21 protein-coding genes and 1 pseudogene are annotated in these 26047 nt (G+C 72.7%); 17 read left to right on the forward strand and 5 right to left on the reverse strand.

The genetic code is table 11. From position 1 onward, the window contains the following. Positions 1-237 precede the first annotated feature (237 nt). Positions 238-1041 carry an HAD family hydrolase gene (locus ACQP2H_RS02265; protein WP_208565547.1) on the reverse strand — a complete coding sequence of 268 codons (804 nt, stop codon included), beginning with the start codon at positions 1039-1041 and terminating at the stop codon, positions 238-240. A 392-nt stretch (positions 1042-1433) separates the two neighbouring features. Next, a complete protein-coding gene (locus ACQP2H_RS02270; protein WP_433230759.1) occupies positions 1434-2270 on the reverse strand; it encodes a hypothetical protein in 837 nt (278 codons plus the stop codon). Between the two features lie 434 nt (positions 2271-2704). Between ACQP2H_RS02270 and ssd the strand changes: the two genes are divergently transcribed. The 7 genes from ssd (at position 2705) to ACQP2H_RS02305 (ending at position 7754) form a co-directional block, all read left to right on the forward strand. Continuing rightward, a complete protein-coding gene (gene ssd / locus ACQP2H_RS02275; protein WP_357533069.1) occupies positions 2705-3808 on the forward strand; it encodes a septum site-determining protein Ssd in 1104 nt (367 codons plus the stop codon). Further along, positions 3805-5010 (forward strand): TadA family conjugal transfer-associated ATPase, encoded by a 1206-nt coding sequence (locus ACQP2H_RS02280; RefSeq protein WP_433230761.1) that lies wholly within the window; start codon positions 3805-3807, stop codon positions 5008-5010. The genes ssd and ACQP2H_RS02280 overlap by 4 nt, the downstream gene beginning before the upstream one ends. A gap of 218 nt (positions 5011-5228) precedes the next feature. Then, positions 5229-6017 (forward strand): hypothetical protein, encoded by a 789-nt coding sequence (locus tag ACQP2H_RS02285; protein WP_433230764.1) that lies wholly within the window; start codon positions 5229-5231, stop codon positions 6015-6017. Between the two features lie 53 nt (positions 6018-6070). Next, positions 6071-6742, forward strand: coding sequence for a type II secretion system F family protein (locus ACQP2H_RS02290; RefSeq protein ID WP_433233420.1), 672 nt, complete (start codon positions 6071-6073; stop codon positions 6740-6742). A 27-nt stretch (positions 6743-6769) separates the two neighbouring features. After that, positions 6770-6949, forward strand: coding sequence for a DUF4244 domain-containing protein (locus ACQP2H_RS02295; protein WP_433230766.1), 180 nt, complete (start codon positions 6770-6772; stop codon positions 6947-6949). Continuing rightward, on the forward strand, positions 6946-7329 hold the full coding sequence (locus tag ACQP2H_RS02300; RefSeq protein WP_357533075.1) for a TadE family type IV pilus minor pilin: 384 nt from the start codon (positions 6946-6948) through the stop codon (positions 7327-7329). The genes ACQP2H_RS02295 and ACQP2H_RS02300 overlap by 4 nt, the downstream gene beginning before the upstream one ends. Beyond that, entirely contained in the window at positions 7326-7754 is a 429-nt protein-coding gene (locus ACQP2H_RS02305; RefSeq protein WP_433230769.1) for an Rv3654c family TadE-like protein, read from the forward strand. Before ACQP2H_RS02300 ends, ACQP2H_RS02305 begins: the two co-directional genes overlap by 4 nt. A 250-nt stretch (positions 7755-8004) precedes the next feature. Here ACQP2H_RS02305 and ACQP2H_RS02310 read toward each other — a convergent pair whose 3' ends face one another. The 3 genes from ACQP2H_RS02310 to ACQP2H_RS02320 form a co-directional block, all read right to left on the reverse strand. Continuing rightward, positions 8005-8583 (reverse strand): hypothetical protein, encoded by a 579-nt coding sequence (locus ACQP2H_RS02310; RefSeq protein WP_357533077.1) that lies wholly within the window; start codon positions 8581-8583, stop codon positions 8005-8007. A 212-nt stretch (positions 8584-8795) separates the two neighbouring features. After that, complete coding sequence (locus ACQP2H_RS02315; RefSeq protein WP_208565553.1) at positions 8796-8999, reverse strand: hypothetical protein; 204 nt, start codon at positions 8997-8999, stop codon at positions 8796-8798. A 165-nt stretch (positions 9000-9164) separates the two neighbouring features. After that, positions 9165-11759: a DEAD/DEAH box helicase gene (locus ACQP2H_RS02320; RefSeq protein WP_433230772.1), complete on the reverse strand. Its 2595-nt coding sequence runs from the start codon at positions 11757-11759 to the stop codon at positions 9165-9167. Between the two features lie 132 nt (positions 11760-11891). Between ACQP2H_RS02320 and ACQP2H_RS02325 the strand changes: the two genes are divergently transcribed. The 10 genes and pseudogenes from ACQP2H_RS02325 to ACQP2H_RS02370 all read left to right on the forward strand — a co-directional run bounded on the left by ACQP2H_RS02325 (position 11892) and on the right by ACQP2H_RS02370 (position 26034). Then, the gene (locus ACQP2H_RS02325; RefSeq protein ID WP_219465953.1) at positions 11892-12248 is read left to right on the forward strand and encodes an STAS domain-containing protein; all 357 of its coding nucleotides are present in this window, start codon (positions 11892-11894) and stop codon (positions 12246-12248) included. Beyond that, positions 12245-12682 carry an ATP-binding protein gene (locus ACQP2H_RS02330; RefSeq protein ID WP_091244524.1) on the forward strand — a complete coding sequence of 146 codons (438 nt, stop codon included), beginning with the start codon at positions 12245-12247 and terminating at the stop codon, positions 12680-12682. Before ACQP2H_RS02325 ends, ACQP2H_RS02330 begins: the two co-directional genes overlap by 4 nt. 315 nt (positions 12683-12997) lie before the next feature. Continuing rightward, on the forward strand, positions 12998-15385 hold the full coding sequence (locus ACQP2H_RS02335) for a sodium-translocating pyrophosphatase (protein ID WP_219465955.1): 2388 nt from the start codon (positions 12998-13000) through the stop codon (positions 15383-15385). A gap of 107 nt (positions 15386-15492) precedes the next feature. Next, a complete protein-coding gene (locus ACQP2H_RS02340) occupies positions 15493-16035 on the forward strand; it encodes a hypothetical protein (RefSeq protein WP_208565556.1) in 543 nt (180 codons plus the stop codon). Next, on the forward strand, positions 16032-16628 hold the full coding sequence (locus ACQP2H_RS02345; protein WP_433233422.1) for a hypothetical protein: 597 nt from the start codon (positions 16032-16034) through the stop codon (positions 16626-16628). The genes ACQP2H_RS02340 and ACQP2H_RS02345 overlap by 4 nt, the downstream gene beginning before the upstream one ends. 480 nt (positions 16629-17108) lie before the next feature. After that, a complete protein-coding gene (topA, locus tag ACQP2H_RS02350) occupies positions 17109-19952 on the forward strand; it encodes a type I DNA topoisomerase (protein ID WP_357533083.1) in 2844 nt (947 codons plus the stop codon). A 50-nt stretch (positions 19953-20002) separates the two neighbouring features. Next, a complete protein-coding gene (locus ACQP2H_RS02355) occupies positions 20003-21295 on the forward strand; it encodes a CapA family protein (RefSeq protein WP_308290984.1) in 1293 nt (430 codons plus the stop codon). A gap of 144 nt (positions 21296-21439) precedes the next feature. Further along, complete coding sequence (locus ACQP2H_RS02360; protein ID WP_433230778.1) at positions 21440-23701, forward strand: hypothetical protein; 2262 nt, start codon at positions 21440-21442, stop codon at positions 23699-23701. A gap of 1 nt (position 23702) precedes the next feature. Next, positions 23703-24791 (forward strand): annotated as a pseudogene (pgsB, locus tag ACQP2H_RS02365) (poly-gamma-glutamate synthase PgsB); the annotation flags it as partial. A gap of 760 nt (positions 24792-25551) precedes the next feature. Continuing rightward, on the forward strand, positions 25552-26034 hold the full coding sequence (locus ACQP2H_RS02370; protein WP_208565561.1) for a poly-gamma-glutamate biosynthesis protein PgsC/CapC: 483 nt from the start codon (positions 25552-25554) through the stop codon (positions 26032-26034). Positions 26035-26047: the final 13 nt, after the last annotated feature.

Raw genomic sequence — 26047 nt, forward strand, 5'->3', positions numbered from 1 at the left:
CCGCTCGTCACTTCGGGTGCGGGTGCCGCATAGCGGTTCCGGCACCCACCCCGCGGGCGGTGCGGTCAGCGACAGTGGGTGCGGTTGCGGCGGTGGGGCCGGCCGGCGTGCCTCGACGGCCCGTCCGGGCGGTCGGGTGGCCCGGGTCGGTCAGGTGGTTCAGGCGGCCCGGGTCGGTCAGGTGGTTCAGGTGGCCCGGATCGTCAGGTCGCCCGGGTAGTCAGGCGGCCCGGGTAGTCAGGCGGCCTGTACAGCGCGGGTGCGGCGGTGTCGGCCGTACCAGGCGATGCCGATCGCCACCCCCACGCCGACGCCGAGCGCCGCCGCGGCCACCGGGACCGCCGGGCGCTCCCGCAGCCGCCGGCCCAGCGGGATCGGATGCCGGAACTCCAGCACCGGCCAGGCGTTCTCCACCGCGAGCCGGCGCAACGCCCGGTCCGGATTGACCACGCTCGGATGACCCACGCACTCCAACAACGGCCGGTCACTGTACGAGTCGGAATAGGCGTACGAGTCGGCCAGGTCGTACCCCCGGGCGGCGGCCAACTCGGTGACCGCCTCGACCTTGCTCGGACCGGCCGCGTAGAACTCCACCTCACCGCTGTAGCGGCCGTCCTGCACGCTCATCCGGGTGGCGATCACGTCGGTCACCCCGAGCAACGCGCCGATCGGCCGGACCATCTCCTCGCCCGATGCGGAGACCAGCACGACGTCCCGCCCGGCGGCCTGGTGCTCCTCGATCAGCACGGCGGCCTCGGCGTACACGTAGGGGTTGATCAGCTCGTGGAGGGTCTCCGCGACGATCTGACGGACCTGCTCCACCCGCCAGCCCTTGCAGAGCGCGGCGAGATAATCCCTGGTCCTGGCCATGGTCTGCTCGTCGGTGCCGCCCAGCCGGAACATCAGCTGCGCGTACGCCGACTTCACGACGTCCCGTCGTGTGATCAGCCCGTCCCGGTAGAACGGCCGACCGAATGCCAAGGCGCTCGACTTGGCGATGACGGTCTTGTCCAGATCGAAAAAAGCGGCACTTCGGCCCACGGCGCGCAAGTCTAGTCCGACGATGCGGGGTCGGCGGGTGCCCCGGGGTCAATACCCCACTCGACCTGCGGGAGTACCCGGGCCGCGAATGCTCAACGTGACCGCAGTCACACTCTGCGGTAATAATTTCGCAGGGAGTGGGGTCAACAACACTCGACGTGAACAGTCTGCTCGGGCAGACTTGTCCGCACGACAACGATTCACGTCCCCGAAAGCTGACAGACCCTCGGCGGTCGCACCCCCCCGTGACCGCCGGGCCGGTTCGGCTCAACCCCCCCGGAGCCGAACCATTCGACGACCCCCGTCTCCCCCCGACGGGGGTCGTCCCTTTCCGGTGGGAGCGCTCCGCCCCGCGAACTGGTGGATCTGCGCGCCGTCGACCGGTCGGTGGCCTACCGCGCCACCGCCCTCATCGTCGTACGGGCGGGCAGGAAGCAGGCCAGGGCGCGGCCGTGCCGGTCGGTGACCACCCACGGGTGCCCCAGGTACGTCTGCTGGCGGTAGGACCGGCCGGCGTCGAGCACCTTGTACTGCCGTCGTTGGCCCTGGTAGTCGAGCCAGTAGACGACGACCTGCGAACTGCGGGCGTTGACGAACTCGACGTACGTCGAGGCTCCGTTCGAGCTGGACCGCAGCGAGTGTTCCCGGGATGCCGGCAGCGGCGTCAGTTCACCCGGTCCGGGCTGGTTGGTCGGCGGCTTCGTCGTGGGCCGGGGTGGGGTCGTCGGGGCGGGCCGGGGTGGGGTCGTCGTCGCGGCCGGGCGGGACGTCGTACCCGTGGCGGGTTGGTGTGACTGGTGGGGCGCCGGCGCGACCGGGGCGGCGGCGCGGGTGGCGAGTGAGGCCGGCGCGGGCGCGTGTTCGGCGACCGGCGTGGGGCTCTCGACGGCCGCGAGGTCCGGGCGGTCCGCGATCCACGAGGGCGTCATCGGGAGGGCGGCGGTGTCGCGCCGCGGGCCCGACCACAACGGTGACAGGGCGAGAACGAGGCTGGCGACCAGGCCGAATGCCACTCCGGCCAGCAGTAGGGTCCGTCCGATGCCGGCGGGTTCGACGGCGTGGGCGGGCGCCGGCAGTGGGCCGGTCGGTGACCCGGTCGGGGAGGCGTCGATCAGATGCCGGCCGGCCGGGGGGACGAGATAAGGCGGCAGTGTCTGGTGGTGCCGGGGTGCCGGCAGCCAGCCACCGATGCGCAGGGTGGTGGTGGTTTCGTCGGATGAGTCGGCCATGGCCCCGGTTCCGAGAGCGGCGGATGCCACCTTCGCGGTGGCGTGCGGTCACGATTATTGACGTACGACGCCGTATGCCGTCAATCACTCGGGCGGGGTGAACAGGACATTTTTTCGCGTTCCTTCCCGCACGTCCCCGGGACTGCCGGCGTCGTTCGGCCGCTCCGGCCCACCAGATGGTGTGCTGGCGGTGGCTCCGGTGCTGGTCAGGGACCTCCGGTCGGGTTCTGCGGGCGGTCGAACGGGCGGTCGGGGAGGGGCCTGCGGCCAGTCCGCCCACCAACCCGCCGGCCGGTGGTCATAGCAGATCACCTGCGGTGGCGGGGGCTGTCCACAGGCCGTCCCGTTGTCCACAGGCAAGCCGTCGCGGGCGGCACGCACCGGGGGACCCGGCGCAGGGTCTGACCCAGCACCCCCGACCGCTGGAGGCCGTGATGCCACCCCGTACCTCCCTTCCGCCCCACCGACGACTGCCGTTGCTGGTCACCTCCGACAGTGACCTCCTCGACGAGCTGCTGCGGCTCGCCGCAGCGGGCGGCACCGAGGTGGAGGTGGCCGCCGACGCGGCTGCCGCCCGTTCCCGCTGGCTCCCCGCGCCCCTGGTGCTCGTCGGCAGCGACCAGGCCCAGGCCTGCCTGCGGGGCCGGCTGCCCCGCAGGCCCCGCACGGTGCTGGTCGGGCGGTCGGGTGAACTCGACCCGGGCTGGGAGATCGCCGAGCTGATCGGTGCCGAGCACGTCGCCGTTCTGCCCGCCGCCGAGCCCTGGCTGGTCGACCGGTTCACCGAGTGCGCGCCGGGCGGCAACCCGGCCGGCCCGGCCCGGACGGTCGCGGTGCTCGGCGGCCGGGGAGGGGCCGGTGCCAGCGTCCTCGCCGGTGGCCTGGCGGTCACCGCCGCCCGCGCCCACCTGCGGACCCTGCTGGTCGACGCGGACCCGCTCGGCGGCGGGCTCGACCTGGTGCTCGGCTGGGAGGAACTGGACGGGCTGCGCTGGCCGTCCCTCACCGACGCCGACGGCCGGGTCGACGCGCCCGCCCTGGTCCGCGCCCTGCCGCACCGGGGTGACCTGGTCGTCCTCTCCTGGGACCGGGGTGAGCCGCTGGCCCTGCCCGCGCAGGCGATGGCCGCAACCGTGGACGCGGCCCGGCGGGGTCGGGACTTCGTCGTGGTCGACCTGCCGCGCCAGCTCGACGACGCCGCAGTGATCGCGTTGCAGGCCGCCGACCAGGCGTACGTGGTGGTGCCGGCGGAGCTGCGGGCCACCGCGGCGGCGGCCCGGGTGGTCGCCGCCGCAGCCCCGCACTGCGCCACCCTGGGAGTGATCGTCCGGGGCCCCGCCCCCGGCCGGTTGCGAGCGACCGAGGTGGCTCGGGCCCTGGGGCTCCCGCTGGCCGGGACGCTGCGCCCCGAACCGGCGCTGTGCCGGGGGCTGGAACGCGGTGAGGCACCGGCCGCCGCTGGCCGTGGCCCCCTCGCCGCACTCTGCCGCCGACTGGTCACCGAGCTGACCGGGCTGCCCGTGCCGGGTGCGGCATGACCGACCGGTCCGACGGGTTCGCCGCCCGGGTCCGACAACGGATGGCCGAAGCGGCGACCCCGGTCACCCCGGCGGCGATCGTCTCCGCCGTCCGTGCCGAACCCTCCGCCGCCGTCCTCGGCGACACCGCCGTGCTGCGGATCGCCAACCGGGTGCACGACGATCTGGTGGGTGCCGGGCCGCTCGCCCCACTGCTCGAAGACCCGCAGGTCACCGACGTACTCGTCAACGGTGTCCGGGTCTGGGTCGACCGGGGCGCCGGGCTGCACCAGGTGGCGGTGCCGCTCGGCACGGTCGACGACGTACGCCGGCTGGCGCAACGGCTCACCGCTGCCGCCGGGCGTCGACTCGACGACGGCTCGCCCTACGCTGACGCGCGGCTGCCCGACGGCACCCGGCTGCACGCCGTACTGCCTCCGGTGGCCACCGACGGGCCGTACCTGTCCCTGCGGACCTTCCGACACCGCCCGTTCACCCTCGACGAGCTGGTCCAACAGGGCACCGTGCCGCACCCGGTGGCACCGGTGCTCGCCGCGGTGGTCGCCGCCCGGCTGGCCTACCTGGTCACCGGCGGCACCGGCTCGGGCAAGACCACCCTGCTCAACACGATGCTGGGCCTGGTGCCGACGACGGAACGCATCGTGCTGGTGGAGGACGCCGCCGAGCTGCACCCGGTGCACCCGCACGTGGTCGGTCTCCAGGCCCGGACGGCCAACGTGGAGGGCGCGGGCGTGGTCGGCCTGAGCGCGCTGGTCCGGCAGGCGTTGCGGATGCGTCCCGACCGGCTGGTCGTGGGCGAGTGCCGGGGTGCGGAGGTGGTGGACCTGCTGGCCGCGCTCAACACCGGCCACGACGGCGGGGCGGGCACCCTGCACGCCAACACCCCGGCCGACGTGCCGGCCCGGTTGGAGGCCCTCGGGCTGCTCGGCGGGCTGCCCCGGGCGGCGCTGCACGCCCAGGTCGCCGCTGCGCTCCAGGTGCTGGTGCAGGTCCGTCGAGGCGCCGACGGCCGACTGCTGGAGTCGATCTGCCTACTGTTGGCGGACGGGTCGGAGCGGCTGGTGACGGTGGTGCCGGCCTGGGTACGGGGCCACGGCGTCGGGCCTGCCGGGCCCGCGCTGGTCACCCTGCTGCGGGATCGGGGAGTCCCGGTGCCGTCCCTGCTGCGGGCACCCGGGTCCGGTACGGCGGGGCTGGCGTGACATCCCCGTGGTGGCTGGTCACGGCCCTCCTGGCCGGTGCGGCCCTGGTGGTCGCCTGGCCGGTAAGCCCCAACCGGCGTCGCCGCCGCCGTGTGCTCGCCACACCGCCGGGGACCCCGGCCCCTCCGGACACCCGTGGCGCACCTCCGACGGTCTATCGGTGGGTAACCGGTCTAGGCCCGCTGCGGTGGCGGGCGTCCGACCGTCCGCGACGGATCATGCTGCTGGTCGGGCTCGTGGGAGCGGGTGCGGGTGGTGTCGCCGCCGGGCCGGTCGCCGCCGCTCTCCTGGCCGGCTACGGGATGCTCGGGGTCCGTGCCGTGCGTCGCAGGCGGGCGGCAGGGCAGGCCAGCCGGGAGCGTCGCCGCCAACTGGACCGGCTGGGGGCGCTCGCTGCGGACCTGCGTGCTGGTCTGCCCGTTCCGACGCTCGACCGCACCGCCGCCCCATCGGGCGCGGACCGTCCGAGCGGCCCCGGCCGACCGGTGGCCGGGCCGGCTCCGCTGACCGCCCTCCGCCTGCTCGGCACCGACCCCGGACCCGCTACCGACCATGGCGTCAATACGGGCACACCGGTGGGCCTGCTGTCAGTGTCCCGGTCGGGCGACGGACTCCCGGGCCGGGGAAGCCGCTCGGGCACGACGACGGATGATCCGGCCGGGACGGACCGGCTCGAACGGTTGGCTCGGGCGGCGGTCCGACTCGCCGACCGGACGGGGGCACCCCTGGCCGACCTCCTCGAACGGGTCGAGGCCGACGCGCGGGCGTTCGACCGGGGAATGGCCGCCGCGGCCGCCCAGGCGGCGGGTGCCAACGCCACCGCGCTGCTGCTGGCCGCGCTTCCACTCGGTGGTGTCGCCCTCGGCTACGGCATCGGCGTCGACCCACTGGCGGTGCTGCTGCACACCCCGGTGGGTGCCGGGTGCGCGCTGACCGCGATGGGTCTCCAGGTCGGCGGGTTGCTCTGGGCCGAGCGGCTGGGTGCCACGCCGGGTGGCGGCGGCTGATGTCACCGGCAAACGTGTCAGCCGGTTGCCTGGTCACGGCCGCGCTGCTGGTCATGGTGCGTGGCAACCGGGCCGGCCGGAGGTGGGACGTACTGACCGGCCGGCGGACCGGCAGACGCCGGCCAGGCTGGTGGCCCGACCGGGTACGGCTCGGAGCCGCCCTGGCGGGGCTGGCGGTCCTACTGCTGGCCGGCGGTTGGGTCGGAGCCCTGGGCGGGGCACTGACCGCGCTGACGGCGGACCGGATGCTCCGCCGGATCGAACCACCTGCCGTTCGCAAGAGCCGGTCACGGGAGACCGCCGACCTGCCACTCGCCGCCGACCTGCTGGCAGCAGCCATGCGAGCGGGTGCACCGGTGGACCGCTCGGTGCTCGCGGTGGCCGATGCTCTGGACGGTCCACTGGCGGTCCGGCTCGGACGGATCGGGCGGACCCTGCTGCTCGGCGGCGAGCCAGCGGAGGCGTGGGCACACCTCACGCCGGTGCCCGGGGCCGACCGGGTGGTCGGTGCCGCGCTGCGCTCTTCCCGCAGCGGTGCGGCGCTGGCCGGTGCCCTGACCCGCGTCGCCGACGACCTTCGGGCCGACCGGTCCACGGCGGCGGAGGCGTCCGCCCGACGGGCCGGCGTGCTGATCGTGCTGCCGCTGGGCCTGTGCTTCCTGCCGGCCTTCATTCTCGCCGGCCTGGTGCCGGTGATCGTCGCCGTCCTCGGCGACGTGCTGTGACCCCTCATCGAGAAAGGGAAACGACAGATGCGCAAACTTCTCCGCCGGCTCTACACCCGGCTGCGCGGCGACGCGGGGATGAACACCGCCGAGTACGCCGTGGGCACCCTCGCCGCCGTCGCCTTCGCCGGCATCCTGCTCAAGGTGCTCACCTCGGGCAACGTGCAGTCGGCCCTGACGGCCGTGATCGATCGGGCGTTGAAGTGAGACCGCGCCGGCCGGCCGGTCGGGACCGGGGTTCGTTCACCGCCGAACTGGCGGCCGGCCTGCCGGCGCTGCTCGTGCTCCTGTTCGCCGGGCTCACCGCCGTCGACGCGGTCACCACGAAGGCGACCTGCCTGGACGCGGCCCGGGAGGCGGCGCTCGCCGCCGCCCGGGGCGGGGACGGCACCGACACGGGCACCCGGATCGCACCCGAGGCTGCGGTCGTCTCGATCTCGGTGCAGGCGGACCGGGTCACCGTGACGGTGCGGGCCCCCGTCCGGGCGCTCGGGGCCCGGCTGCCACGGCTGACCGTCGAGGCCAGCACGGTCGCCGCCATCGAACCGGGCCTGCCGGCTTCGGGCCTGCCGGGCACCGGCTCGTGATCCGCGCCTGCCGGACCGTCCGCGTCCCGGGCACCGCCGAGGCCACCGCCAGGGAGCATGCGCCGGTCCGCGCTGACCGCGCGTCGGAGCGGGGCGGGGCGACCGTGCTGTTGCTCGCCGTCGGCATGGTCTTCGTGCTGGTCGGGGGGTTCGGGGCGGCGATCGGCGCAGCCCGGCTGGCACGGCACCAGGCCCGGGTCGGTGCCGACTTCGGGGCGCTGGCCGGGGCCGGTCAGGTGTGGCAGGGGGCCGGGCCGGCTTGTGCGACCGCCGACGAGTTCGTCCGCGCCAACGCCGCCCGGCTGGTCGCCTGTCAGGTGGACGGGCTCGACGTGGTGGTGACGGTCGAGGTGGCGGTCACCCCGCTGCCGGGACTGCGGCGGTTCGCCACCGTCACCGCCCGCGCCGGACCGGTGCGCGGCTGACCGCCGCACGCCGGTGCGGCAACCCGTCTCCGGCTGCCGTGCCCGAGCACGGCGCGGCAGCCGGAAGGCGGGTTCCGGAGGTCCCGGCGAGACGTCGACGCCGTGGAGGCGAGCCGGGCGACGGCCGTCCCGGGCCGTACGGCGGCGAGCCGAGACCGGGCCGGCCGGTGGCGAGCCGAGACCGGGCCGGCCGGTGGCGAGCCGAGACCGGGCCGGCCGGTGGCGAGCCGAGACCGGGCCGGCCGGTGGCTCAGCGGCCCTGGAGTGCGTCCAGGCCGATCGCCATGGCGATCACCAGCCGCCGGTCGATCTGCGGGTGCGACACCTCGACGACGTAACGGTCCCGCAGCCCCCACTTCTTGATCACGGAGAAGACCGACTGGCCACCCGCGATGAAATCGAAGTGGTAGGGCAGCCACGACAGCGAGTCGACGAACCGGCGCAGCAGCGCCACCGGCATGCTGCGTTCCTGACCGGTGATCTGCGGCAGGCCGGCCTGCTCGACGTGCCAGGTCGAGCGGAGCAGGGACTGGGCGAAGTCCTTGCGGAACAGCCCGATCGGCGTGCCGGCGTGGTCGGTCACGTCGTACGTGGCACCGAGGTCGAGCCGCTGCCGGGCCTTGAAACCGAGCAGGGGGTGCTGCTTGGAGTCGTCGGTGTAGATGGTGACCTGCTCCTTGAAGGCGAGCCGCTTCTGCTGCGCGAACGCCAACAACTCGCCCTCGGTGCCGTCCGCCGCCACGGCCCGGACCTCGTACTGGTTGACCATCATCCGGATCCGCTGTCGGACGTGGAACTGGTGCTGCGCCTGCAAACTGTCTAGCTGCATGAAAACTCCTCCGAAGGGTGCGCCGGAGTCTCGCACAACCCCACGGTCAGCGCCCGCCACCAGGCACCAGGCAGCAGCCGGCGATCACCACCGTCAGTGCCAGCCAGCAATCAGCGATCACCACCGTCAGTAGTGAGCCTCGCCGTCGTCAGTGGTGAGCCTCGCCGTGGTCAGTGGTGAGCCTCGCCGTCGTCAGCGGTGAGCGGTCGCCGTCAACGCCCCTCGGCGGTCGCCTTGAGCGCCCAGGTGTTGAGCACCTGGTGGATGCCCCGCAGTCGTTCGTTGATCTGGTCCAGGCGTTCCGCCTGCGCCAGGCTGGCCAGTGCGGCACCCAGCGCGATCAACTGGTCCGGGGTGAGATTGTCCTGGTCGATGGTGTAGAGCAGGTCGACGGTCTCGGCGATGGTGTCGGCCACGGCTTCTCCTCCAAAGGGGGAAGAACGGCAGGGTCGGCGGTGGGGCTGCACTCCCCATTATCGATGGAAGCGCTCCCATGCATCAATGCCCACTTGTCCTCCGGCTCAAGCACGATCACGGGCCGGAATCGCACCGCACCCGCAGCAACCGCCGACCGCGCCGCGCTACCGCTCGGCGGAGGCCCGCTGGGCAGCAGCGGGAGCGGGAGCCGGTTGGGCAGCAGCCGGTTGGGCGGGAGCTGGCTGGGCGGGAGCCGGTTGGACGGGAGCCGGTTGGGCAGCAGCCGGCTGGGCGGGAGCCGGTTGGGCAGCAGCCGGGGCGGGAGCCGGTTCGGCGGGAGTCAGCTGGGCGGGAGCCGGTGGGACAGGAACCAGCGGGGCAGGGGTCGGCTGGGTGGGGACGGGCATCCCGGTGGGGAGGTTGGTCAGGACCACGTCGAGGACCCGGACCGCATCCGGCTTGGACAGCGGGTTGTTGCCGTTGCCGCACTTGGGGGACTGGACGCAGGACGGGCAGCCCGACTCGCAGCCGCACTCGACGATGGCGTCCCGGGTGGCGCCCAGCCAGGCCGCTGCCGTCCGGTAGGCCCGCTCGGCGAAGCCGGCCCCGCCGGGGTGACCGTCGTAGACGAACACGGTGGGCGCCTCGGTGTCCGGGTGCAGGGCGGTGGACAGCCCGCCGATGTCCCACCGGTCGCAGGTGGCCATCAGCGGCAGCAACCCGATCGCGGCGTGCTCGGCGGCATGCAGGGCCCCCGGCGCGTCCGCCGGCTCGACCCCGGCCGCCGCCAGCGACTGCGGGGAGAGCGTGAACCAGACCGCGACGGTCCGTAGCTCCCGGGCGGGCAGGTCCAGCGGGCGGGTGTCGATGACCTCGCCGGAGGCGATCCGGCGACGCTGGTAGGAGACCACCTGGCTGGTCACGTCCACCTCACCGAGGAAGAGCCCGACCGGCCCGGCGTCCCGGTAGGAGCGGACCGACACCACCGAGAGCGAGGTGACGTCCCGGGCGTGGGTGGACCAGTCCGGCTCCTCGGCGTGCACCAGCGCGCACCCGTCGTCGAGGTCCAACGCGTCGACCACGTACGAGACGCCCTGGTGCAAATAGACAGCCCCGGGGTGGACGAGGAAGTGCGCCGACCCGCCGTCGACGGTGCCGAGCAGCCGGCCGGTGGACGCCTCCACCACGCAGACCGGCGCCCCGCCCTGGCCACGCAGGTCGACCTCGGGGCGTTCCCGGTGCCGCCAGTACCAGCCGGTGGGCCGCTGCCGCAGGTCACCGGCCCGCACCAACTCGTCGACGGCCTCCTTCGCCCCCTCGCCGAACAGGTCCAGGTCGGTAGGGGTGAGCGGGGACTCGGCGGCGGCGCAGGCGAGCTGCGGGGTGAGCACGTACGGGTTGGCCGGGTCGAGCACCGTTGCCTCGACGGGCCGGCCGAACAGGGCCTCCGGGTGGTGCACCAGGTAGGTGTCGAGCGGGTCGTCCCGGGCCACCAGCACGGCGAGCGCCTCGTCGCCGGAGCGGCCGGCCCGGCCGGCCTGCTGCCACAGCGACGCCCGGGTGCCCGGCCAGCCGCAGATCAGCACCGCGTCCAGCCCGACCAGGTCGACGCCGAGCTCCAGCGCGTTGGTGGACGCCAGCCCGAGCAACTCACCGTGGAGCAGGGCCCGTTCCAGCTCCCGGCGTTCCTCGCGCAGGTAGCCGGCCCGGTAGGCGGCGACCCGTTCGCCGAGGCCGGGCACCGCCTCGTCCAGGGCCCGTCGGGCGTTCGCGGCGACGACCTCCGCGCCGCGTCGGGACCGGACGAAGGCGAGCGTGCGTACCCCCTCGGCGACAGTGTCGGCGAGCAGGTCGGCGGTCTCCCGCAGCGCCGACCGGCGGACCTGGGTCAGGTCGTCGGCGACGGCCTCGACGTCGGTGTTCGGCGGCAGCAGCGGCGGTTCCCAGAGCGCGAAGGTGACCCCGCCGCGCGGCGAGGTGTCCTCGGTGACGGCGGTGACCGGCAGGCCGGTGAGCCGCCCGGCGGTCGCCGCCGGGTCGCCCGACGTGGCCGAGGCCAGCAGGAACACGGGGGTACGGCCGAACTGGTCGCACCGGCGGCGTAGCCGACGCAGCACGTGCGCCACGTGGGAGCCGAAGACGCCCCGGTAGGTGTGGCACTCGTCGACGATCACGTACGTCAGCCGGCGCAGGAACCCAGACCAGTGCGCGTGCCCGGGGAGGATGCCGTGGTGCAGCATGTCCGGGTTGGTGAGTACGAACCGGGAGTGACGGCGGATCCACTCCCGTTCGGTGCGCGGGGTGTCGCCGTCGTAGCAGGCGGGGCGTACCCCGTCGAGGTCGAGGCCGGCGACGGCGCGCAGCTGGTCGGCGGCGAGGGCCTTGGTGGGGGCCAGGTAGAGCACCGTGGCCCGGGGGTCGGCGAGCAGGGTGGCCAGCGCCGGGAGCTGGTACGCCAGGGACTTTCCGGACGCCGTGCCGGTGGCGACCACCACGTGCTGCCCGGCGTACGCCAGCTCGGCGGCCTCGGCCTGGTGCCGCCAGGGGGCGGTGACGCCGCGTCGGGCGAACGCCGCCCGTAGTTCCTCGGGTGCCCACTGCGGCCAGGGCGCCTGTTGCCCGGCGCGGGCCGGCACCCGCTCGACGTGGGTGACCGGGTCGGCCCGGTGCCGGGTGCGCAGCCGGTGCAGCAGCTCGGCGGGCCCTCGCCCGGTGCCGGGGCCTGCGGTAGCGGTGGCTGCGGGGTTCACGTCCTGCACTCTCGCACTGGTGTTCGGTGCTGAACAACCGGCCCGGTGGGTATGGAGGAGCCGCCGCCGGTGACCTCGCCGGGCCGTCCGGCGGGGATGGTTAGATGCCCAGGAGAGTTTACGGCTCTCGGAGGAGGACTGATGGAGCTGTCGCTGGCGACCCGCACCGTGGGGGAGCACACGGTGCTCGAGGTCGGCGGTGAGGTGGACGTCTACACCGCACCACGACTGCGCGAACGGCTCCTGGAGTTGATCGACGGCGGCGCCCGGCAGGTCGTGGTCGACCTGGGCCGGGTGGACTTTCTCGACTCCACGGGCCTGGGGGTGCTGGTCGGCGCCCTCAAGCGGCTGCGTTCGGCCGGGGGGTCGTTCGCCCTGGTCTGCGACAAGGAGCCGCTGCTGAAGATCTTCCGGATCACCGCCCTGGACCAGGTCTTCCCCCTGCATCCGACGGTCGACGCGGCGATCGCCGCCGACCCCACCGGCTCCGGCACGTGATGGCGACGGTCCGGCTCTCCTTCTCGCCGGCCCCGGTGCACGTGCGTACCGCCCGCCTGGTCGGTGTCGCGGTGGCCCGTCGGGCCGGGGTTCGGGAGGATCTGCTCGACGAGGTGCGGTTGGCCATCGGTGAGGCGTGCACCCGGGCGGTCGCCCTGCACCACCAGTACGGGTTGGCCGATCCGGTGCTGGTGGAGATGTCCGACTCCGGAGCGTATTCGGTGCGGGTGGTGGACCGGGCGCCGATCGAGGCGGGGCTGGGCCTGGCCGCGTTGAACGCCGACGAGTTGGCCAACGAGGCGTTGACCGACGAGGCCCTGACCACCGGGGTGGGCTTCGCGTTGCTCGCTGGTTTCGTGGAGGATCTCCAGGTCCGTCCGGTGGCCGAGGGCGTCGGGACCGAGGTCCGGATGGTGTGGCCGGTCGGCCGCTGATCGACACTCTGCGTACATGAGGCGGTGACCCTTGGTGGGTCACCGCCTCCTATTGTTGATGGCCTCCTATATCAGATTTTTCCTCATAACACAGTTACGGAGATCATCCGGACACGGTGTCCCCCAGGTGTGACCTCCAACACTGACCAGGGCTACAGTCTGTGAGTTGTCAGCACGTGATCCTTCCCGCAGCCAGCGAACATAGATGTTGATCATCTGCCGTCGGGGCGGGTCGGAGCAGGTGCGCCACCGCATCCAGGCGTCGGCCATACGTCCACTGGCCGGCGCGACAGTGTTCGGTACAGGAGGACATAGATGTCCGGGACCTTGGCCGCCGATAGCGGCGCGCTGTCCCTCACCGGTGAGAACCTGACGTACGTCGTCATCGCCGCGGTCATCGCGCTGGTGGCACTCGTCTTCGCCGCCGCCTTGACCAAGGCCGTGCTGGCAGCCGGTAAGGGCACCACCAACATGCAGGAGATCTCCGGCGCGGTGCAGGAGGGCGCCTCCGCCTATCTGCTCCGGCAGTTCAGGACGTTGGCGATCTTCGTGGTCGTCGCCGTCGTGCTGCTCTTCCTGTTGCCGGTGCACGACACCGACGGCAGCGAACTCGCGGTGAAGATCGGCCGATCGGTGTTCTTCGTGGTCGGCGCCCTGTTCAGCGCGTTCATCGGCGGTGCCGGCATGTGGCTGGCCACCCGCGCCAACCTGCGGGTCGCCGCGGCGGCCCGGGAGGCGACCGGTGGCCGGGAAGCCGCCATGAAGATCGCCTTCCGCACCGGTGGCGTGGTCGGCTTCCTCACCGTCGGTCTCGGCCTGTTCGGCGCGGCGATGGTGGTCGTCTTCTTCAAGGGTGACGCGCCGACCGTGCTGGAGGGCTTCGGCTTCGGTGCCGCCCTGCTCGCCATGTTCATGCGGGTCGGCGGCGGCATCTTCACCAAGGCCGCCGACGTCGGTGCCGACCTGGTCGGCAAGGTGGAGCAGGGCATCCCGGAGGACGACCCGCGCAACGCCGCCACCATCGCCGACAACGTGGGTGACAACGTCGGCGACTGCGCCGGCATGGCCGCCGACCTCTTCGAGTCGTACGCGGTGACGCTGGTCGCGGCGCTGATCCTCGGCCGTGCCGCGTTCGGTGAGGACGGCCTGGTCCTGCCGCTGATCATCTCCACGATCGGGGTCCTGGTGGCGATCGTCGGGGTGTTCATCACCCGGCTGCGCGCCTCCGACCGCAACGGCCTCACCGCCATCAACCGGGCCTTCTACCTCTCGGCCCTGTTCTCCGCGGTGCTGGTCGCGATCGCCTCCTACTTCTACCTCCAGCCGACCTGGGCCGACCTGCTCGGCCCCGAGTGGCGGGCCAGCCTCGGCGTGGACGGCGGCGACCCGCCGCTCGGCCCGCGCGGGGTGACCATCGCCGCGGTCGTCATCGGCATCGGGCTGGCCGCCGCCATCCAGGCGCTGACCGGCTACTTCACCGAGACCACCCGCCGCCCGGTGCAGGACATCGGCAAGAGCTCGCAGACCGGTGCCGCCACCGTCATCCTCGCCGGCATCAGCGTCGGCCTGGAGTCGGCGGTCTACTCGGCGCTGCTGATCGCTGCCGGGGTCTTCGGCGCGTTCCTGCTCGGCGGCGGCTCCATCACCCTGTCGCTGTTCGCGGTGGCGCTGGCCGGCACCGGCCTGCTCACCACCGTCGGCGTGATCGTCGCGATGGACACCTTCGGCCCGATCTCCGACAACGCGCAGGGCGTGGCCGAGATGTCCGGCGACATCGACGAGAACGGCGCGCGGATCCTCACCGAGCTGGACGCGGTCGGCAACACCACCAAGGCGATCACCAAGGGCATCGCGATCGCCACCGCCGTGCTCGCGGCCACCGCGCTGTTCGGCTCGTACACCGACACGCTGCGTACCGCGTACTCCGACGCGGGCGTGGGTGACGTCGGTGCCGAGATCCTCGGCGCGCTCAACGTCGCCAACCCGCGCAACCTGGTCGGTCTGATCATCGGTGCGGCGGTGGTCTTCCTCTTCTCCGGGCTGGCCATCAACGCGGTCTCCCGCTCGGCCGGCGCGGTCGTGATGGAGGTCCGCCGGCAGTTCCGCGAGCTGCCCGGGATCATGGACGGCACCCAGCGCCCCGAGTACGGCAAGGTCGTCGACATCTGCACCCGGGACGCCCAGCGTGAACTGATGACCCCCGGCCTGCTGGCCATCCTCGCCCCCATCGCGGTCGGTTTCGGCCTCGGGCCGGGCGCACTGGCCTCCTACCTGGCCGGGGCGATCGGGGCGGGCACCCTGATGGCGGTCTTCCTGTCCAACTCCGGTGGGGCCTGGGACAACGCCAAGAAGCTCGTCGAGGACGGCGCGTACGGCGGCAAGGGTTCCGAGGCGCACGAGGCGACGGTCATCGGCGACACCGTCGGTGACCCGTTCAAGGACACCGCCGGCCCGGCGATCAACCCGCTGATCAAGGTGATGAACCTGGTCTCGTTGCTGATCGCGCCGGCCGTGGTGGCCTGGAGCGTCGGCGACGACCGGAACACCCCGCTGCGCCTGACGATCGCGGCGGTCGCCACCCTGATCGTGGTCGCGGCGGTGGTGTTCAGCAAGCGCAAGGGCGTCGCGATGGACTCCACCCCGGACGGTGGTGGCACCGGTGCGGGCAACGACCCCAAGCAGGTCGAACCGGCCAACGTCTGAGTGACGACGCAGCGGGTTCCCGGCCGTCCCGGGGACCCGCTGCGGGGGCCGACCAGCGCGAAACCTGATCGCTGGCGCAATCGCCCGGAGGCCGTACGCTGCATCGCATGCGTACGTGTCGGGCGAGTGCCGCCGGAAAGCTCACGGTGGTCCTCACCACGGCCGTCCTCGTCGTCGCCGGCTGCGGCGGCGGTCCCAGCCCACGGGCCTGGGCGGCCTCGGTCTGCGAGGCGCTCACCCCGTGGCGGGCCGAGATCAGCAAGCTCACCAGCAGCACCCACCAGCAGATGACCGCGCAGACCACCCCGGCACAGGCGAAGGAGAACCTGGTGCGGCTCTTCGCCGGTGCCGAGCAGGCCAGCGAGACGGCCCGCCGCCGGATCGCCGACGCGGGCATCCCGGAGACCGACCGCGGCGACGAGGTGTCGAAGGGGTTCCGGACGTCCCTGGAGAGGATCAGGGACGCCTACGGACGCGCCGGTGACACCATCGACGCGCTGGACACCGGGCGGGCCACCGTGTTCTACGACGGCGTCCAGGCGGCGGTGGACAAGCTCAACAAGGAGTACGACGCGAGCGCGCTGGACACCGGGCGGCTCAACTCGAAAGAGCTCAAACAGGCCTTCGACGAGGTCCCGGAGTGTCGCTGAGTCGTTCCGACCCGCCCGGGGAGCCGGTGCGTCAGTTGTCGCTGTTCGGCTCCGAGGCGGCCGATCCGTCCGTCGCCGATCTGTCCGGGCTGTTGGCCGGCCCGGGGGAGGTGCACCGGATGGGGCGTACCGCCCGGTTGTCCGTCGAGGTGGACGCGGCCTGGCGGGTGCACGTGCTCGTCGCCGAGCTGGCCCGGCGGGGGCTCGCGGCGGGCTGGGAGGCGACCGGGGAGCAGCGCTGGGTCGTGCGTACCTCGTATCTGACCACCCTCGCCCCGCTGGCGACGGCCTGGCTGGCCGGCGGGGTCAAGCGTCCGCCGGGCCACTTCCACCTGCACGGCCGGCGGTTGCGGCTGTGGCTGGCCGCCGCGGGGGCGGCCGACGAGGCCGGCCTGTTGCTGCGCCTGCATCCCCGGGACGAGCCGTGGTGGCCGGTGGTGCGGGCGGCGCTCGCCGTGGTGGGTCTGCCGGCGGCGCTGCTGGAGGCGGAGGCGGGTGGCCCGGCGTTCCGGATCGGCGGGCGGCGGCTGGCCCGGCTGGCCGAGCTGGTGGGCGACCGACCGCCCACCGCCCCCGTCGACCTCTGGCCGTGACCGCCCCGCCTGGCGACGCTCTGCCCGGCCCCACCCTGCCCTGCACCGCCTGGCCCCGTTGGCCCGGGCCCGGGTGGTGATCGACCCGACGGCGGCGATGTTGCGCTGTCGGGACGCCCCGGATGCGGCACCATCGGCCTACCGGAGGCGGTCGTGCAGACTGGCCAAGTGTCCGATCATGGACAGTATCGCGGACAGTATGCTGACCGTCTCACTCCGTGAGCAGCGGGATTCGCCCAGGTCGGGGGTCCGTCCCCGTCACCGTGGCCCACTTCCGGGCCTACCCACGGTGTACGGTGGCGCCGTCCGGCCGCTGCGGCCGGCGTGGCGTCGGTGGTGTCGCCGCGCGGACGTTGATTGCCGCCCCCGGGACCCGGAACCCGGGCGGCGCGTTACGTTGGACATCCGGACCAACCGTGGTCCGGCGGGCGCGACACGGCCCGAATCGGGCCTGGAGCAGGAGCGGAGTCGGGGAGAGACGTGCCGAGCAACGCTGGAACCACCCGTCTGGTCATCGTCGAGTCACCGGCGAAGGCCAAGACGATCTCGGGCTATCTCGGCCCGGGGTACGTCGTGGAGGCCAGCTTCGGCCACGTCCGGGACCTCCCCCGTAACGCCGCCGACGTGCCGGCCAAGTACAAGGGTGAGCCGTGGGCCCGCCTCGGGGTGGACGTCGACAACGGCTTCCATGCCCTCTACGTCGTCTCCGCCGACCGTAAGCAGCAGATCAACAAGCTGGTCAAGCTGGCCAAGGAGGTCGACGAGATCTTCCTGGCCACGGATGAGGACCGCGAGGGCGAGGCCATCGCCTGGCACCTGGTGGAGACCCTCAAGCCCAAGGTGCCGGTCAAGCGGATGGTCTTCCACGAGATCACCAAGCCGGCCATCCAGGCCGCGGTGGCCAACCCCCGGGAGATCGACCGGGACCTGGTCGACGCCCAGGAGGCCCGCCGCATCCTCGACCGGCTGTACGGCTACGAGGTCTCCCCGGTGCTGTGGAAGAAGGTCATGCCGAGGCTCTCGGCGGGCCGGGTGCAGTCCGTGGCGACCCGGATCGTGGTCGAGCGGGAACGCCAGCGGATGGCCTTCCGCACCGCGGAATACTGGGACATCCTCGCCACCCTGGCGGTGGCGAAGCCGGGCGAGGGCCCACGTACCTTCAACGCCACCCTGGTCGCCCTCAACGGCGACCGGATCGCCACCGGCAAGGACTTCGAGCCGACCACCGGCCGGGTACGCCCCGGCGCGGGCGTGGTGCACCTCGACGAGAGCGGGGCGCGGGGCCTGGCGGCCCGGTTGGACGGGCGGCCGTTCACCGTCACCCGGGTCGAGGAGAAGCCCTACCGTCGTCGCCCCTACGCGCCGTTCATCACCTCCACCCTCCAGCAGGAGGCGGCCCGCAAGATGCGGTTCTCGTCGCAGCAGACGATGCGCACCGCGCAGCGGCTCTACGAGAACGGCTACATCACCTACATGCGTACCGACTCGGTGAACCTGTCGGAGACCGCCATCGCGGCGGCCCGCCGGCAGATCGTCGAGCTGTACGGCGAGCGCAGCGTGCCACCGGAGCCGCGCCGCTACACCGGCAAGGTGAAGAACGCCCAGGAGGCGCACGAGGCGATCCGCCCGGCGGGGGACAACTTCCGCACCCCGGGCGACGTGGCCAAGGAGCTGTCCGGCGAGGAGTTCAAGCTCTACGAGCTGATCTGGCGGCGCACCATCGCCTCGCAGATGACCGACGCGGTCGGCTCCAGCGTCTCGGTGCGCATCCGGGCGGTCTCCGCCGCGCAGGAGGAGGCGGACTTCGGGGCCACCGGCAAGACCATCACCGACCCGGGTTTCCTGCGGGCCTACGTCGAGTCCAGCGACGACGAGAACGCCGAGGCCGAGGACGCCGAGCGGCGGCTGCCCACCCTGGTCAAGGACCAGCCGTTGACCGCCGACGAGCTGGCCGCGCAGGGCCACCACACCCAGCCGCCGTCGCGCTACACCGAGGCGTCGCTGGTCAAGTCGCTGGAGGAGCTGGGCATCGGCCGCCCGTCGACGTACGCGTCGATCATGCAGACGATCCAGGACCGCGGCTACGTCACCAAGCGCGGCCAGGCGATGATCCCGACGTTCCTGGCGTTCGCGGTGATCGGGCTGATGGAACGGCACTACCCGCGCCTGATCGACTACGACTTCACCGCCAGCATGGAAAACGAGCTGGACGAGATCGCCGGGGGCGACCACGCCGCCGTCGACTTCCTCACCGCGTTCTACTTCGGCAGCAGCAACGGCACCGGTGACCAGGCCATCGCCCACGCGGGCGGGTTGAAGAAACTGGTCACCGAGGACCTCAGCGAGATCGACGCGCGCAGCGTCAACTCGATCCCGCTGCACACCGACGACGAGGGGCGTGAGGTCGTCGTGCGGGTGGGCCGGTTCGGGCCGTACCTGCAACGGGCCCTGCCCGGCGAGCAGCCGACGCCGAAGGCCGAGGGCGAGGAGGGCGGCGGCCAGGGCGACCGGGCGCCGATCCCGGAAGGGTTGGCCCCCGACGAGCTGACCCCGGAGAAGGTGCACGAGTTGTTCCTCGGCGGGGGCGGCGAGCGCAAGCTCGGCGACGACCCGGCCACCGGGGAACCGATCGTGCTCAAGTCCGGCCGGTTCGGCCCGTACGTCGCCAGCGGCGAGCGCAAGTCGTCGCTGCTGCGGACGCAGACCCCCGACTCGCTCACCCTCGACGAGGCGTTGAAGCTGCTCAGCCTGCCCCGGGTGATCGGGGTCGCCCCGGACGGCGGTGAGGTGGTCGCCAACAACGGCCGCTACGGTCCGTACGTCAAGCGTGGTGACGAGTTCCGCTCGCTGGACTCGGAAGACAAGATGTTCACCGTCACCCTCGACGAGGCGCTGGCCCTGCTGGCCGCCCCGAAGACCCGCCAGCGTCGGGCCGCCGCGCCCCCGCTGCGCGAGATGGGCGTCGACCCGCTGACCGAGAAGCCACTGGTGATCAAGGACGGCCGGTTCGGGCCGTACGTCACCGACGGGGAGTTCAACGCGTCGCTGCGGCGCGGGCAGACCCCGGAGGAACTGACCGTCGAGCAGGCGTCGGAGATGCTGGCCGAGAAGCGGGCGAAGGGCCCGGCCCCGAAGAAGGCGGCGGCGAAGAAGGCCCCCGCCAAGAAGGCGCCGGCCAAGAAGACCACGGCGGCGAAGAAGACGACGGCGGCCAAGGCCACGACCACCAAGGCCACCGCGACGAAGCAGGCCACGACGGCCAAGAAGACGCCGGCCCGCAAGGCTGCTCCCCGCAAGGCCACGGTGGCTGCCGACGGCGAGTGAGCCGCTGAAAGGGGCCTCACGTCCGGTGCGTGATGGCCTACTCTGTCGCGGTGTCCAAATCGGAGAGTGCGGGTGGCGGCCGGCCGCTGAAGGTGGCGGGCATCGTCGCCCTCGTCGGGACGGTGCTGGCCGGAGCGGGGCTGATCGTCTGGCGTACCAGCGGGACACGGGGCGATTCGCCCGCTGACCCGCCGGGTATCGGTGCGGGTGCGCCGGTCGCCGAGGTCGGGCCGGTCAGCACCCCGCCCGACCCGGCCGTACGCCAGGACTCCTCCGGGCGTCGGCTGTTCACCATCCTGGGCGCCGGTGACGTGCTGGTGCACCCGGAACTGACCCATCAGGCGGGCCGGGACGCCAAGCGTGCGGGGCGTTCCGCCGCGCTCGACTTCAACCCGTTGTTCCGGCACGCCCGCCCGGCGGTCGAGGGTGCTGACCTGGCGATCTGTCACCTGGAGACCCCGCTGGCCAAGCCGGACGGGCCGTTCGTCGGCTTCCCGAAGTTCAGCGTCCCTCCGCAGGTGGTGGACGCGATCCGGGGCACCGGCTTCGATGCCTGCTCGACGGCGTCCAACCACAGCATCGACCAGGGCGAGGCGGGGGTCGTCCGTACCCTGGACGCGTTGGACGCGGCGAAGATCGGGCACACCGGCAGCGCGCGGACCAAGAAGGAGTCGCTCACCCCACGGATCTACACCAAGAACGGGGTACGGGTCGGGCACCTGGCCTACAGCCTGCACTTCAACGGGCTGCGACGGCCGGCGGGCAAGGAGTGGATCGCCAACCTCATCGAGCCGCCCAGGATCCTCGCGGCGGCGCGCAAGCTGCGCGCGGCGGGTGCGGAGATCGTGGTGCTGAGTCTGCACTGGGGCACCGAGTACGAGAACCTGCCGGACGCCAAGCAGGAGGAGTGGTCGAAGCTGTTGATCGCGTCCCCGGACATCGATCTGATCCTGGGTCACCATGCGCACGTGGTGCAGCCGATCGAGAAGATCGGCCAGAAGTGGGTGGTCTTCGGGATGGGCAACCAGGTCGCCCGGCACGCGGAACCGATCCCCGCCAACCGGGAGGGCGTGATGGGGCGGTTCACCTTCACCGAGACGGCCAAGGGGAAGTGGCGGGTGACCCGGGCCGAGGCCGTTCCCACCTGGATCGATCTGAATCCGGACATCCGGTTGGTGGATCTGCCGACCGCGCTGGCGGATCCGGCGACCCCGGCGCACCGCCGGGAGATCTACCGGGCTGCTGCCGCCCGCATCCGGGGCTACCTCTTGGCCCGTGGGGGAGAAGCGGATGGTCTTGAGGTTCTTGGCCCGCCCGGTGGTTCGGCCACGCCGAACGGGTAAATCACGCGGTTGAATATCCGATTCGCTCGATAGTTGGCGAATCGCGCCATCCGGCGGGCGGTGAGCGCTGTTAGCCTCGCACGCCGGCTGGTCCACGGGGAGGAACGGTTACATGGGTGACGACTGTCTACTGTGGGTGCGTGGATGAACCATCCGCCACCGCCGGTGCGGGCGGGCCTCCACCGCCCCGGGGACGGGCAGGGAGAGTTGGCCCGTTGGCGTCTGATCAGCCTGGAGAAACAGCTTCCGCAGCCCCGTCTGCTGACCGGGGTCGGTACGCCGGCGCTGGTGGCCGCCCTGCTGCTCACCCTGCTCGCCGTCTTCGCCTTCGCCTACCTGGGCCGCGACAGCGAGGCCGGCGTGCCCCGGGCCGTGACCGACTCGCAGCGGGACTTCGTCAGGGCGGTCGCCCGTGGCCTCGACAGCTCGGTCGCCCGTAGCCGGGAGGAGTTGGCCCGCACGGCAGGCGCCTACGACGCGCGGCCGGCCGGGGCGGCCACCCAACTCGCCGCACTCACCAGAGACCAACCGAAGTGGCGGGGCGTCGGCGTCCTCGACGCGGCCGGAAAGTCCACTGTGGCTGCTGTCGGTCAACCGGTGGCGCTGCCCCCCGGCACCGCCGCCGGCCGGATCGCCCTGCCGGTGGTCGAGGGCAACGACCCCCGGCTGCTCCTGGTCGAACCGCTGTCCGACGGGCGGTTGCTCGTCGCCGAGCTGAACCTGCACATCCGTACCCTCCGGCTGGACCCGAAGGCGAAGCAGGCCGTCCTGATCGCCGTGCCCGGAGGTGGGCGGTCCCTCGTGCAGGGGGCACCCGTACCGGCCGATCCCGCGCTGGACGGGCTGATCACCGGCGCGGTGGGCGCGACGTCCGGGGGGTCCACCGCCACCCGCACCGGCGCACCGGCCGCCGGCCCGGTCGACCGGGACCCGGCCGCGCCGATCGCCCCGGTGGCCACCGCCGACGCCGTCGGCAAGGTCGGTGTCGTGGTGGTCTCCCTGGTGTACGTCCCGGTCACCGCCGCTGCGGTCACCCGGGAGCCCCTGCTGGCCGCGCTCGTCCTACTGGTGGGTGCCGGTGCGGTGCTGCTGATCCTCCAGTTCGGACTGGTCCGGCCGATGCGGCTGCTCCTCGTCCACGCCAAGGCGGTGGCCTCGGGCAACCCCACGCAGGGGCCGCCGAGGACGGCGAACGCCCAGGTCAACCGGATCGCCTCGGCGTTCGGCACGCTCGCCGCCCAGCAGCACGCGACCCCGGCGGGGCGCGGCCCGGACGACCCGACCGGCGGCGTACCGGCAGGTCTTGCGGTCGTCACGGCGGTCGTCGCGGTGCTGTTGGCCGCAGGCGGGATCCTGGCCACCCTCGCCCCCCACGAGGACGACCTCCCGGCCCAGGTGGTGCGGGACTCGGAGAACCAGGTCGCCGCCGTGGCCGGCGCGGTCGACGACACCCTGGACGGTGGCTACACCAAGCTCGCCCTGGTCGGCGCGGACAACCGCACCGCCGGCACCGGCCAGCTGCGCCGGGCGCTCGACCGCCTGCTCGACGACAACCGCAGGTTCCGCAGCGGCTACCTCATGTCGGCGAACGGCGGTGTGGTCACCAGCGTGGGCCGGACCCCGCTGCGACCCGGTGGTCCGTTGCCGGGGGAGGGCGGTGTGGTGCTGCACGACGTGCAGGGCCGACTGCCGATCGTCTACGCGTACACGCAGCTGGCGGACGGGCGGTCGCTGGTCGCCGAGTTCGACGTGCGTTACCTGACCCGGCTGTTGGAGCGGGTCGACGGGCGACTGCGGGTGGTCGACGTGGACCAGCGGGACATCCTGGATTCGGCCGGCTACCTCGCCTTCGAGCAGGTCTCCAGCCGGCAGGTGCGCACCGCGGCGGCGGAGGCGCTCAGCGGGAAGCCGTACGCCCGGGTGGCGGAGGTCGACGGTGACCGTGAGCTGTTGATCACCGCGCCGGTCGCGCTGGAGGGCTCGGCGGCGCACCTGGAGTGGACGGTGGTGGCCGAGCGCCCGGTCACCGACTACGCGCTGCCCGGCAACGAGATGCGTCAGGGCGCGCTCCTGGTCGCGGTCGTCGCGGCGGGCATCGGCCTGCTGCTGTTCAGCTGGTACTACTTCTTCCAACTCCGGCCGTTGCGCAACCTGTCCCGGGAGGCGGCGGCGCTCGCCGGTGGGGACAGCAGCCGGGTGATCTCACCGCGCTGGCACGACGACATCGGCGCGGTGGCGGTCTGCCTGGAGGTGTGTCGTCAGGCGGCGGTCCACGGCGAGCAGCGGCTCGGGGGTGCGGCACGACTGCGCGGCACCGAGGGCATGCCCACGGCGATCATGACGAAGGTCCCGCCACGACGGAAGGCGGGTAGCCGTGGTGTCCGGTCGTCCCGCAGGGGTGACTGAGATGCTCTTCCTCTATCTGGTGTTTCTCCTCGCGTGCCTCGGATTGCTGGCGGGCGGCATCATCGAGCAGCGCAACCATCACCGCAGCCTGCACCGCATCCCGCAGCGGGTGCTCGTCAACGGCATCCGGGGCAAGAGTTCGATCACCCGGCTCACCGCCGGTGCGCTGCGTGGTGGCCGGCTGGTCGTGGTGGCCAAGACGACCGGCACGGCGGCCCGGTTCATCTTCCCGGACGCCAGCGAAGAGCCGGTCTACCGCAAGTTCGGCATCGCCAACGTGGTGGAGCAGATCGGCATCGTCCGCCGGGCCGCCGCCTACTACCCGGACGCGTTGGTGATCGAGTGCATGGCGGTCATGCCGCCGTTGCAGGAGCTGAACCAGACCAAGCTGATCCAGTCCACCATCGGCATCCTCTGCAACGTCCGGGAGGACCACCTCGCCGAGATGGGGCCGACCCTGGACGACGTGGCCCGTTCGCTGAGCCGGTCCATGCCGGTCGGCGGGATCTGCGTCACCGCCGAGTCCGACCGGCTGCACATCCTGCAGGCGGAGGCGGACAAGCGGTCCTGCAAGCTGATCCCGGTCGACCCCGAATCGGTCACCGACGACGAGATGGCGGGCTTCACCTGGACCACGTTCAAGGAGAACGTGGCCATCGCCCTCAAGGTGGCCGAACTGCTCGGGGTGCCCCGGGAGGCCGCCCTGACCGGTATGTGGACGGCACCCCCCGATCCGGGGGTGCTCAGCGTCGAGGAGTACCGCCGGGACGGCACGTCGCTGCGGTTCGCGAACATCTTCGCCGCCAACGACCCCGAGTCGACGTTCATGAACATCAAGCAGTTGCAGGAACAGGGGTCGATCCCCCGACCACTGCACGTGCTGATCAACTGTCGGCCGGACCGGGTGGAGCGGAACGGCCAGATGGGCGCGCTGGTCTCCCGGATCGACCCGGACAAGGTCGTCCTGATCGGTGAGCCGACCCGGAGCGCCCGCGTCAAGATCGAGGAGAGCTGGCAGGGCCGGGTGGTCGACCTGGGCGGTCGGATCGGGGCCGAGGAACTGCTCGACGGGGTGCTCGGCAGCATCGACGGGTTCGCCTCGGTGCTGGCGATCGGCAACATCCACGGTCAGGGCGAGATCCTGCTCGCGCAGCTCAGCCGTCTGGACCGTCCCGTATCCCAGGAGCCACCTGCTCGTGCGGTGCCGCCGGGTCCGGCTGCTCGTGTCGTGCCGCCGGGTCCGCCTGCTCGTGTGGTGCCGTCGGGTCCGGCTGTGCGTGCGGTGCCGCCGGGTCCGGCTGTGCGTGCGGTGCCGGCGGGTCCGCCTGCTCGTGTCGTGCCGCCGGGTCCGAGTGTTCGGCCAGTCGGCGAGGCCCCTGCCCGTCGGTACGGCGCACCGGGGGGCGACTCGCCGCCCGGACCGGCCTCCGGTGCCTCCCGGCGGCCGGCGACGACGTACGGCAACCCTCCCGCGCCCCCGGCACCCCCGTGCCCCTCGCGCCCCCGGCGCCGTGGCCCGGCCCCCCGACGGCCCGACCGTACGACGGGCCGGAACGCCCCGGCGTGCCCGCCCCCGGGCGTCCGGACCGGTACGCCGCGCTGGCCCCCGAGCAGTTGGACCGGTACCACGCCCAGTCTCCGGGCCAGCGGGACCCGTTCGGCCTGGTGGAGCAGGAGCCGCCGACCCGGCGCGGCCGGCCGGTGGGCGGGCCCCCGGAGCAGGCCCCGGTGGACCACGATCCGCGCCGGGACCGGAGCCGCCGGCCACCGGCCGACGGCACCGCTGCGACACCACCCGATCCCGATCCGCAGTCGTCGCATCGACGGCCGTCTTTCTACCGGAGTTCCTCATGATCAACGGAGAACTGACGCCCGAGCTGTCCACGCTCTGCCTGGGCGTCGGGCTGGTCCTCGCGCTGGCCTGCTACCTCACCACCAATCTCTCCCCCGGTGGCATGATCACGCCGGGTTGGCTGGCGCTGGCCCTGGTCGAGGAGTACCGCCAGGTGCTGGTGATCGTCGCGATGACCGGGGTGACCTGGGGACTCACCCGGGTCATGCAGCGGGTGGTCATCCTTTACGGCAAGCGGCTGTTCGCGGCGATCGTGCTGCTCAGCGTGCTGCTCCAGACCACCCTCTTCCTGGTCATCCAGCAGGACTTCCCGCTGCTGTTCTCGCACCAGACCCTCGGCTTCGTGGCACCTGGCCTGATCGCCTACCAGCTGGTCCGTCAACCGCCGCTGGCGACGATCCTGGCCACCGGGGCGGTCTCCGTGGGTTCGTACCTGATCATCTTCAGTGGCATCCTGGCCGGCCTGGTGCCGGTGAGTTGAGCCGAGACTACGG

The sequence above is a fragment of the Micromonospora sp. CA-248260 genome (assembly GCF_050942205.1).
Lineage (GTDB): Bacteria > Actinomycetota > Actinomycetes > Mycobacteriales > Micromonosporaceae > Micromonospora > Micromonospora antibiotica.

Bases quoted from the DNA above. Each gene is read 5' to 3' on its own strand.
- ACQP2H_RS02335 (WP_219465955.1), top strand. From the start codon at position 12,998: ATGTCCGGGACCTTGGCCGCCGATAGCGGCGCGCTGTCCCTCACCGGT.
- ACQP2H_RS02285 (WP_433230764.1), top strand. From the start codon at position 5,229: ATGCTGCTGGTCGGGCTCGTGGGAGCGGGTGCGGGTGGTGTCGCCGCC.
- ACQP2H_RS02370 (WP_208565561.1), top strand. From the start codon at position 25,552: ATGATCAACGGAGAACTGACGCCCGAGCTGTCCACGCTCTGCCTGGGC.
- ACQP2H_RS02290 (WP_433233420.1), top strand. From the start codon at position 6,071: ATGGTGCGTGGCAACCGGGCCGGCCGGAGGTGGGACGTACTGACCGGC.
- ACQP2H_RS02270 (WP_433230759.1), bottom strand. From the start codon at position 2,270: ATGGCCGACTCATCCGACGAAACCACCACCACCCTGCGCATCGGTGGC.
- ACQP2H_RS02295 (WP_433230766.1), top strand. From the start codon at position 6,770: ATGCGCAAACTTCTCCGCCGGCTCTACACCCGGCTGCGCGGCGACGCG.
- ACQP2H_RS02360 (WP_433230778.1), top strand. From the start codon at position 21,440: ATGAACCATCCGCCACCGCCGGTGCGGGCGGGCCTCCACCGCCCCGGG.
- ACQP2H_RS02280 (WP_433230761.1), top strand. From the start codon at position 3,805: ATGACCGACCGGTCCGACGGGTTCGCCGCCCGGGTCCGACAACGGATG.
- ssd (WP_357533069.1), top strand. From the start codon at position 2,705: ATGCCACCCCGTACCTCCCTTCCGCCCCACCGACGACTGCCGTTGCTG.
- ACQP2H_RS02325 (WP_219465953.1), top strand. From the start codon at position 11,892: ATGGAGCTGTCGCTGGCGACCCGCACCGTGGGGGAGCACACGGTGCTC.
- ACQP2H_RS02340 (WP_208565556.1), top strand. From the start codon at position 15,493: ATGCGTACGTGTCGGGCGAGTGCCGCCGGAAAGCTCACGGTGGTCCTC.
- ACQP2H_RS02310 (WP_357533077.1), bottom strand. From the start codon at position 8,583: ATGCAGCTAGACAGTTTGCAGGCGCAGCACCAGTTCCACGTCCGACAG.